Here is an 8,868-nt window from a genome sequence, read left to right as displayed (position 1 = left end):
ACGTGACCCTTCACGAGCCGGCCGACGGTGGACGAGCCCCGTCGATCCGGTGAAGCGGTCGCGCCGGCACGCCGCCGTAAACCCAGCCGCTGGGCAGATGACCGCGCACGACCGCGTGCGCGGCGACGACCACGCCGTCGTCGATGACGCTGCCGGGCAGCACCGTCACGCGGGCGCCGATGAACACATTGCTGCCGATGCGGATCTCGCCGCGCCGGTAGTGGTCGCGGAACAGGCCCGTGGCCGTGACCGCGTTGGATTCGCAGAACAGCATCAGGCCGGGGCCGATGGCGACGTCGTCGCCGATGGACAGGCGCTGGTCGCTGACCAGCAGATAACCGCCCGGCGCGATGTGGCTGCGCGCGCCTATCGTGAAACGGCCCTCGCCGGTGGCGAGGATCTGGACATCGCGGTACAGGATGGACCCCGCGCCGAGCGCGCTGCCCGCGCCGCAGCGCACGCGCGCGCCGGGATGGATCTGCGCGCGCACACCCACGTCCAGTCCCAGCCACGCCGCGACCCGCGCGCGCATCCGGGCGCGCACCGCATCCAGCGTGTAGCCGATCAGCATCGGGGCGGTCAGGTCAAGGCGACGCGCAAAGCGTCGACGACCCGGTCCTGCTGCGCCTCGCTCAGGTCGGCGCTCATCGGCAGGCTCATCACGCGCTGCGCGGCGGCCTCGGTGTTCGGCAGCGGCGTCGCGACGCGGCAACGCTGCTCGTACGCCGGCTGACGGTGCAGCGGCTTCGGATAGTGGACGGCCGTCGGAATGCCGGCCTGCTTCAGCGCCTCGGCGACCGCGTCTCGGCCATCGACTTGCACGGTGAACTGCGCCCACACGCAATCGCGGTCCTCGCGCACCGCCAGGCGCTGGAGCGGCAGTTCGGCGATCAGGCGCTGGTAGCGCTCGCCGATCGCCAGGCGCTGCGCGATCTCCCAGTCGAAACGCTCCAGCTTGCCCAGCACCACCGCGCACTGCAGCGTGTCCATGCGGCCGCCGACGCCCACCCGCGTGTGCGTGTAGCGCTGGCTCTGGCCGTGGACGCGGATCTCGCGCGCGGCCTGCGCCAGCGCGTCGTCGTCGGTGAACAGCGCGCCGCCGTCGCCGTAGCAGCCCAGCGGCTTGCTCGGGAAGAAGCTGGTCGCGCCCCAGGTCGACAGGCCGCAGCTCTTCTTCCCCTTGTAGGAGGCGCCGAAGCTCTGCGCGGCGTCCTCGATCACCGGGATGTTCCCGTGCTTCGCCGCGATCGCATTGATCGCGTCCATGTCGCAGACCTGGCCGTAGAGGCTCACCGGCATGATCGCCTTCGTGCGCGGCGTGATGGCGGACTCGATCAGCGACGCATCGAGGTTGCAGCTGTCGGGCTCGATGTCGACCAGCACCGGCACGCCGCCCAGCAGCACGATGGTCTCGACCGTCGCGGCAAAGGTGAAAGGCGTCGTGATGACCTCGTCGCCGGGCTGCAGGTCCAGCGCCATCAGCGCGATCAGCAGCGCCTCGGTGCCGCTGGCCACGGTGATGCAGTGCTTCGTGCCGACGTAGGCGGCCAGCGCGGTCTCCAGCTCCTTGACCTCCGGGCCCATGATGTACTGGCCGTGGTCCAGGACAGCCTGGATGCGGGCGTCGATCGTCGTCTTCAGCGCGGCGTACTGGGCCTTGAGGTCGATGAAGGGAAGCGCTGCGGCCATGGTCAGAACTCTCCCCGCAGTACGGCTTCCTCGACCAGGTACATGGGCTTCTTGCGCACCTTGAGCAGCCACAACGCATGCGCGTAGACCAGCAGTTCACGCCAGCGGCGGAGGTAGGCAGCGTACAGGCGTTTCTGGTAGGCCCAACGCTTCGGATAGACGCCCAGCTCATGGTTGTCGAGGAAGGCCACGATGCGCAGCAGCCGGTCCATGTCGACCTGATTGGCCGCCAGGTAAAGGCACCGCTTGGAAATGCCGGCGTGGTGGAACATGTTCTTCACCACCGCGTCGCGAAACACGATCGCCGGCATCTCGATGACCGGCCGGCCGGTCATCGGACCGGCTTCTTCGGCCAAGGCCTCGAAGGTCTGCGTGTCGATGTGGCAGGCGTAGGACTGCCGCCGGCCATCGGGCCAGCGCACCGTCAGCGTCAGATCGCCGACGCAGCCGGGCGGGCGGCCCTTCGCCTTGAAGTAGGCCATGAAGCGCTCGACCATCCGGTCGTTGATCGTCACGGCGTTCTCCTGGACGGTGTATCGACCCAGCGTGTCGGCGACCTTCGCCCGATAGGCCGCCAGCGCACCCTCCAGGTCTTCGAACGCCGTCTCGGGCCGCAGCGAGAAGCCCTTGTCGGAGGCCCAGGAGGAGCCCGGCATCATGACCTGCAAGGCCCAGTCCTTGGACGGCGAGCGGTCGCAGTGTTCGCGCAGCTGCAGCGGATTGGAGATGTAGCCGTTCATGCCGTAGACGTCGTCGTGCAGGTGGCAGTGATTCGACGCGAACGGGATCGCATACCGCGGCTTGACGGCGTCCATGAACCCCTGGAACGAGCGGAAGTAGTGCTCCCTGTCGTCCGCCACGAAGTTGTCGTCGCCGACGACCTTGAAGCAGACCCGCGCGTTGGCCGACGAATGCGACCGGAAGGCGAAATCGATCTTGCCGTGCCGGTTCACGATGTTCTGCAGCGCAACGCCAGCGATCTTGGCGTCGTTGGCGTTGAGCAGCACCGTCCCGCCGCCCTCGACCACGATCGCCGCGTCATTGAGATATCGGCCGAACTGGTACAGCGTCAGCGTCAGTTCGCCGATTTGCAATGCCTGGCCGTGCGGAAGGCGAAGGACGTCCTTAAAGCCGATGGCGTGCAGGTCCTCGGCGCTTCGCAGGCCGGGTTCGTCCGGCACGATGACGCGTTTGCCCCGCAGGAACTTCTTCAGCGTCGGGCCGTGCCAATGGTCCCAATGGATGTGGCTGATGACCACGGCGTCGACCGCAGCCAACTCCTCCTCGGTGAAGACAGGCTCCGGGAAATTCCACCACGATCGCCAGTAGCACGATCCCAGCAACCACGGATCCATCAGGATCGATGTGTCTCCCTGCTTCACCAGAAGGCAGGCATGAGACAGGACCTTGAACTCCATTTTTCGACTCCCTAACGACCGCCTTCGCGGTTTTCTTGCTTGACTCAGAGGACCACGTGGCGGCAGAGGCCGCCCTCGATGACATATCGTTCACCGCTGGCGGGACACACCGCCTCGCCATCGACGGGTTCGAGCTTCTCGCCGTGGCGGCTCATCCAGCCGATCTGACGCGCCGGCACGCCGACCATCAGCGCATACGGCTTCACGTCGCCCTTGACGACGGCGCCGGCGCCGACGAAGGCGTATTCGCCGATCGTCGCGCCGCAGACCACGGTGCAGTTCGCGCCCAGCGTCGCGCCGCGCTTCACCAGCGTGCGGCGGTACTCGCTCTTGCGCGGCACCGCCGAGCGCGGGTTGTAGACGTTGGTGAAGACCATCGACGGGCCGCAGAAGACGTCATCCTCCAGCGTCACCGCGTCGTAGACCGACACGTTGTTCTGGATCTTCACGTTGCGGCCTATCGTCACGTCGTTGCCGACGTACACGCCCTGCCCCAGCGAGCAGCCGTCGCCCACGCGCGCGCCGGCGCACACGTGGCTGAAGTGCCAGACCTTGGTGCCCTCGCCGAGCTGGGCGCCGTCGTCCACGACGGCCGAGGCGTGCTGCCAGAAGCTCATGTCAGAACACCAGCGGCAGGCCGACGCGCTGGCCGTCGCGCGCGCTGCGGTAGCAGGCCACCAGCAGCTCCAGCGAGCGCAGGCCTTCGTAGCCGTCCACCTGTGCCTGCGCCTCGCCGCGCAGCGTCTGGATGACGTTGTCGTAGTACGCGGCGTGGCCGAAGCCGTAGACGCTGGTCGTCTCGTAGCTGGCGTTCTTCACCAGCTCGTCGTCGGGATGCGGCGTGTCGAAGGTCCAGTGCTCGATCTTGTTGACCGCGGTGCCGCCGATCTTGACCGTGCCCTTTTCGCCCAGGATGGTGATCGAGCCTTCCAGGTTCTGCGGGTAGGTCAGCATCGTCACGTTGATGCTGGCCAGGCCGCCGTGGCGCAGGCGCAGGGCCAGCACGCCGGTGTCCTCGGCCTCGATGTCGCGGGCCAGCGTGGCCGTGTAGGCGTGGACGTTGTCCACCGGCCCCACCAGCCAGTCCAGCAGGTCGACGTAGTGGCTGGCCTGGTTCATGAAGGCGCCGCCGTCCATGTCCCAGCGGCCGCGCCAGCGGGCGGCGTCGTAATAGCTCTGCGGGCGGGTCCAGAACACGTTCACCGTGCTCATGAAGATGCGGCCGAAGCGGCCTTCGTCCAGCGCCTTCTTGACCAGTTGCACGGTCGCATTCAGGCGGTTCTGCTTCACGACGAAGAGCTTCACGCCCGCGTCGCGGCAGGCGCGGACCATGGCCTGGCCCTCCTCGAACTTCGTCGCCATCGGCTTCTCGCTGAGCACATGGCGGCCTGCCTGGGCGCAGGCGATGGCCTGTTGCGCATGCAGGCCGCTGGGCGTGGACAGCACGATCAGGTCGGCGTCGGAGCCCGCCAGCAGCGCGTCCAGCGAGGCGAAGCCGCGGTCCGCGGGCAGGCCGGTCTGGGCCAGCGCGGCCTGCACGGCCTCGGGGCGCGTGTCGCAGACGGCGACCAGCTCCGCGCGGCCCTGATGCCGGGTCAGCGCGTCGACGTGATTCTTCGAAATGCGGCCGCAACCGACCAGGGCGACGCGGACCGGGCGGTCCAGGATGGGGAACTGAGGCATGGGGCGCGATTTTAAGAGCCTAAAATCGCGCCCTGCCCTTTTTGCAGCCCACGATGAGCCAGCCCCAAGACCCCCAGACCGGCAACGACACGCCGGCGCCCGCCCAAGACGAGAACAAGCTGATCGCAGAACGCCGCGAGAAACTCGCCGCCGTCCGCGAAAAAGCCAAGGCCAAGGGGGTCGCGGCCTTCCCCAACGACTTCAAACCCCAGCACCGCGCGCAGCCGCTGCAGACGCAGTACGGCGAGCTCTCCAACGAGGCGCTCGAGCCCCAGGCCGTCGCCGTGACGGTGGCCGGCCGCATGATGCTCAAGCGCATCATGGGCAAGGCCAGCTTCGCCACGCTGCAGGACGCCACCGGCGCGATCCAGCTGTTCCTGTCGAAGGACGCGCTGGGCGAAGAGGTCTACAACGACTTCAAGCACTTCGACCTGGGCGACATCCTGGGCGCCGAGGGCACGCTCTTCCGCACCCGCACCGGCGAGCTGTCGGTGAAGGTCACGACCCTGCGCCTGCTGACCAAGTCGCTGCGCCCGCTGCCGGACAAGTTCCACGGCATGGCCGACCAGGAGCAGAAGTACCGTCAGCGCTACGCCGACCTGATCTCCGACGGCAAGGCGCGCGACCGTTTCGTGGCGCGTTCCAAGGCGGTGTCCTCGATCCGCTCGTACATGGTCGAGAACGGCTTCCTGGAGGTCGAGACGCCGATGCTGCACCCGATCCCGGGCGGCGCGAACGCCAAGCCCTTCATCACGCACCACAACGCGCTGGACCAGGAGATGTACCTGCGCATCGCGCCGGAGCTTTACCTGAAGCGCCTGGTGGTGGGCGGTTTCGAGCGCGTCTTCGAGATCAACCGCAACTTCCGCAACGAGGGGATCAGCGTCCGGCACAACCCCGAGTTCACGATGATGGAGTTCTACGCGGCCTACTGGACCCACCAGGAGGTCATGAGCTTCACCGAGGAAGTGATCCGCCACGCCGCGCGCGCCGCCACCGGCAGCGCCCAGGTCACCTACGCCGGCAAGCCGGTCGACCTGGAGAAGCCGTTCACGCGCCTGTCGGTGCGCCAGTCGCTGATCGTGCATGCGGGCGTGACCGAAGCCGAGGCCGATGACGCCGACGTGCTGCGCGCCAAGCTCAAGGAGCTGGGCGAGGAAGCGCCCAAGCACTGGGGCCTGTCGGCGCTGCAGTTCGGCCTGTTCGAAGCGGCGGTCGAGGAGAAGCTCTGGGAGCCGACCTTCATCGTCGACTACCCGGTCGAGGTCTCGCCGCTGGCGCGTGCGTCGGATGCGGACCCGACCATCACCGAGCGTTTCGAGCTCTTCATCACCGGCCGCGAGTACGCCAACGGCTTCTCGGAGCTGAACGACGCCGAGGACCAGGCCGCGCGTTTCCAGTCGCAGGTGGCCAACAAGGATGCGGGCGACGAGGAGGCGATGTTCTTCGACGCCGACTTCATCCGTGCTTTGGAGTACGGCATGCCCCCGACGGGCGGCTGCGGCATCGGCATCGACCGTCTGATGATGCTGATCACCGACAGCCCGTCGATTCGCGACGTGATCCTGTTCCCGGCGCTGCGCCGCGAAAGCTGATCCCCGCGCATCACACGCGCACCACCTGACCCCATTCAACGTGCAGTCAACGGCTGCGAGTGGGGCCGGAATGGGGCTGGGGGTTCGCGGACGCGATGCCCCCTGCCCCGTGGAGTGCCCGCGCTAGGCCTCACGAACGCAAAAAGGACACCCGAGGGTGTCCTTTTTCCTTGCTGGCCCCCTGGCCGGCCGGTGCGTCCGGCAGTGTCGAGGGGGAAGCGTCAGTCTTACTTGGCCGAAGCGCCTTCAGTCGTCGCGCCCTTCTTGGCGGCGGTCTTGACGGCGGCCTTCTTGGCGGCGATCTGGGCCGAGGTCGGCGCGTTGATGCCGTTTTCCAGCGAGCCGACGCCGGCCTGCTCGGCGCTCAGCGAGGCGATTTCGCCGGATTCGCGGGCGGCTTGCAGCTCGGCGATGACTTCGGCGCGGGTCTTCTGGACCGGTTCGGCGGCGAAGGTGGCGCCGGCGGTCAGGAAGGCGGCGGCGATCAGGGTGGTCTTGATCAGGGTGTTCATGGCGGGCTCCTAGCGGTTCGTTGCACCGGACTCCGCACTCCGCGTCGTCCATGGGTTGAACTCTAGGCGCCGCCGCCTAGGGGAAACACTAGGCAATCTGGAAAGATCCGTTCACGGATTGTCAACAATCCCCAACCGCGCGCTAAGCGTACAGCGGTCGGGGTCAAGGATTGTTTCAATTGCGGCCGGAAATGGGGAGGACTGCCGAGGTCGCTGGCCGTCGCAGTAAAGCAGTTTCAGCTGTGCTTGAACGCCGGTGCCCGCTTCGCCAGGAACGCGTCCATGCCCTCGCGCTGGTCGTCCGTGCCGAACAGCGCGTGGAAGTAGCGGCGCTCGATCGCGACACCGTCGGTCAGCGGGCCCTGGTAGGCCAGGTTGACCAGCTCCTTGATCAGCATCGTCGACGGGCCGCTGAAGCCGTTGATCGTCTCCGCCGCGGCCAGCGCCTCGGTCATCAGCTGATCCGCCGCCACCACGCGCGACACCAGCCCGGCACGCTCCGCTTCCGCCGCGTCCATCATGCGCGCCGTCAGCAGCATGTCCATCGCCTTGCTCTTGCTCACCGCCCGCGGCAGGCGCTGCGTGCCGCCCGCGCCGGGGATGATGCCCAGCTTGATCTCCGGCTGGCCGAAGCGGGCCGTCTCCGCCGCGATGATGAAGTCGCACATCATCGCCAGCTCGCAGCCGCCGCCCAGGGCAAAACCTGCCACCGCGCCGATCACCGGCTTGCGCACCTGCAGGATGGTCTCCCAGTTCTTCGAGATCAGCCCGCTCTTGAACGCCGACATGAAGGTGTGCGGCGCCATCGTCGGGATGTCCGCGCCCGCGGCGAAGGCGCGCTCGCTGCCGGTCAGCACGATGCAGCCGATGCCGTCGTCCGCGTCGAAGGCCAGCAGCGCGCGGCCCAGTTCGTCCATCAACGGGTCGCTCAACGCGTTCAGCTGCTTGGGCCGGTTCAGGCGGATCACGCCGGTCTTGCGATCGCCGCTGCCGGCGACCTCCACCAGGATGTTCTCGAACGTCACGCCGGACAGGGCTGGGATCATGGGATGTCTCCTTGGACTGGAATGGCGGCAACTATAGAGGCGACTGCGGACGGCATGAGGCCCGCGCGCCGCGACGCTCAGGGGCTCGCGGCCGACGCGGCGGGGACCGGCTGCGCCGGCGCCAGCGCCTGCTTCGGCGCCGCCTTCAGCACGAGGTCGATGTGCGTGCGCAGATCCTTCGGCCGGTTCTGCCAGATCCGCACCCGCACCGGCAGGTACTGCAGCGACGGCGCCAGCCAGAACTCCGCCTGCATGTCGCCGCGGGTGTCCTCCATGTCCATGTCGGAGTCCACGTGCCACGCCGGAATCGGCCCCAGCGGCGTCGCGACGTCCTCCATCCCGCGCACCTTGTAGCGCCACAGGTGCACGTTGCGCGGCAGCGCCAGCGGCTGCTGGATCAGCAGGTCGCCCTGCGCGGACTGGCGGCCGGTCAGGAAGAGCCAGGTGAACTGCACGAACTGGCTGGCCGCGTCCTGCGTGCCGTCGGGCACCGGCTCGCGTCGGCCGTTGGCCAGGCGCACGCCGCCGAGGTCGAACAGCAGCGTCGTCTGCCGGCTCCCGCCCGCGAGACCGCCGGTCACCTCGTCGAAGCGCCGCGGCGCCAGTCCCATCGGCGTGATCTCGCCGTCGCTGCTCATCCGGCGCGACATCAGCGGCGCGATCTTCGGCCCGATCCAGGCCTCGAGGTGGACCTGGTAATGCGCGCCGTCCCGCAGCCATTGCACACGGGCGTCGCCGTAGATGGCCCCGCGGAAGTCGCCGGTCAGCTTGTAGTCGAGCTCGGTGGACAGCGGCCACTCGATGCCCGGCATCCACTCGCCCACCGCATCGGAGACCGCCAGCGCCGGCGGCATCGCCAACGCCTGCAGTTCGGGGGGCGGTTCCCTGGCGGCGGGATCGGGCGGCAGCGGCGCCGGCCCCTCGC

General features: G+C 68.1%; 9 protein-coding genes. 1 reads left to right on the top strand and 8 read right to left on the bottom strand.

The window, feature by feature from the left end:
* Window positions 1–10: 10 nt before the first annotated feature.
* The 5 genes from VF536_RS04010 to VF536_RS03990 are packed head-to-tail and all read right to left on the bottom strand — an operon-like array spanning window position 11 to window position 4,790.
* Complete coding sequence (locus VF536_RS04010; RefSeq protein ID WP_331613496.1) at window positions 11–571, bottom strand: acyltransferase; 561 nt, start codon at window positions 569–571, stop codon at window positions 11–13.
* An 8-nt stretch (window positions 572–579) separates the two neighbouring features.
* A complete protein-coding gene (locus tag VF536_RS04005) occupies window positions 580–1,689 on the bottom strand; it encodes a DegT/DnrJ/EryC1/StrS family aminotransferase (protein ID WP_331613495.1) in 1,110 nt (369 codons plus the stop codon).
* A 2-nt stretch (window positions 1,690–1,691) separates the two neighbouring features.
* Window positions 1,692–3,107 (bottom strand): MBL fold metallo-hydrolase, encoded by a 1,416-nt coding sequence (locus VF536_RS04000; protein WP_331613494.1) that lies wholly within the window; start codon window positions 3,105–3,107, stop codon window positions 1,692–1,694.
* A 44-nt stretch (window positions 3,108–3,151) separates the two neighbouring features.
* Window positions 3,152–3,724 (bottom strand): acyltransferase, encoded by a 573-nt coding sequence (locus tag VF536_RS03995; RefSeq protein ID WP_331613493.1) that lies wholly within the window; start codon window positions 3,722–3,724, stop codon window positions 3,152–3,154.
* A gap of 1 nt (window position 3,725) precedes the next feature.
* Complete coding sequence (locus VF536_RS03990; protein ID WP_331613492.1) at window positions 3,726–4,790, bottom strand: Gfo/Idh/MocA family oxidoreductase; 1,065 nt, start codon at window positions 4,788–4,790, stop codon at window positions 3,726–3,728.
* Window positions 4,791–4,843: 53 nt separating this feature from the next.
* Here VF536_RS03990 and lysS point away from each other — a divergent pair, with 53 nt between their 5' ends.
* Window positions 4,844–6,385: a lysine--tRNA ligase gene (gene lysS / locus VF536_RS03985; protein ID WP_331613491.1), complete on the top strand. Its 1,542-nt coding sequence runs from the start codon at window positions 4,844–4,846 to the stop codon at window positions 6,383–6,385.
* A gap of 227 nt (window positions 6,386–6,612) precedes the next feature.
* Here the strand turns inward: lysS and VF536_RS03980 are convergent, their stop codons facing one another.
* The 3 genes from VF536_RS03980 to VF536_RS03970 all read right to left on the bottom strand — a co-directional run.
* Window positions 6,613–6,897 (bottom strand): DUF4148 domain-containing protein, encoded by a 285-nt coding sequence (locus VF536_RS03980; RefSeq protein WP_331613490.1) that lies wholly within the window; start codon window positions 6,895–6,897, stop codon window positions 6,613–6,615.
* Window positions 6,898–7,133: 236 nt separating this feature from the next.
* Window positions 7,134–7,922, bottom strand: a complete 789-nt coding sequence (locus VF536_RS03975; protein ID WP_331613497.1) for an enoyl-CoA hydratase — start codon at window positions 7,920–7,922, stop codon at window positions 7,134–7,136.
* 98 nt (window positions 7,923–8,020) lie between these two features.
* Window positions 8,021–8,868 (bottom strand): DUF3108 domain-containing protein (locus VF536_RS03970; protein WP_331613489.1); only part of this gene is annotated, 848 nt, incomplete at its 5' end.

This window comes from Roseateles sp. (genome assembly GCF_036486225.1).
GTDB lineage: Bacteria > Pseudomonadota > Gammaproteobacteria > Burkholderiales > Burkholderiaceae_C > Roseateles.
The sequence above is the reverse complement of the archived record's forward strand: the minus strand, read 5'-3'. Positions and strand labels throughout refer to the sequence as shown.

Coding starts and splice junctions, on each gene's coding strand:
- VF536_RS04000 (WP_331613494.1), bottom strand. CDS start 3,107: ATGGAGTTCAAGGTCCTGTCTCATGCCTGCCTTCTGGTGAAGCAGGGA.
- VF536_RS04005 (WP_331613495.1), bottom strand. CDS start 1,689: ATGGCCGCAGCGCTTCCCTTCATCGACCTCAAGGCCCAGTACGCCGCG.
- VF536_RS03980 (WP_331613490.1), bottom strand. CDS start 6,897: ATGAACACCCTGATCAAGACCACCCTGATCGCCGCCGCCTTCCTGACC.
- VF536_RS03995 (WP_331613493.1), bottom strand. CDS start 3,724: ATGAGCTTCTGGCAGCACGCCTCGGCCGTCGTGGACGACGGCGCCCAG.
- VF536_RS04010 (WP_331613496.1), bottom strand. CDS start 571: ATGCTGATCGGCTACACGCTGGATGCGGTGCGCGCCCGGATGCGCGCG.
- lysS (WP_331613491.1), top strand. CDS start 4,844: ATGAGCCAGCCCCAAGACCCCCAGACCGGCAACGACACGCCGGCGCCC.
- VF536_RS03990 (WP_331613492.1), bottom strand. CDS start 4,790: ATGCCTCAGTTCCCCATCCTGGACCGCCCGGTCCGCGTCGCCCTGGTC.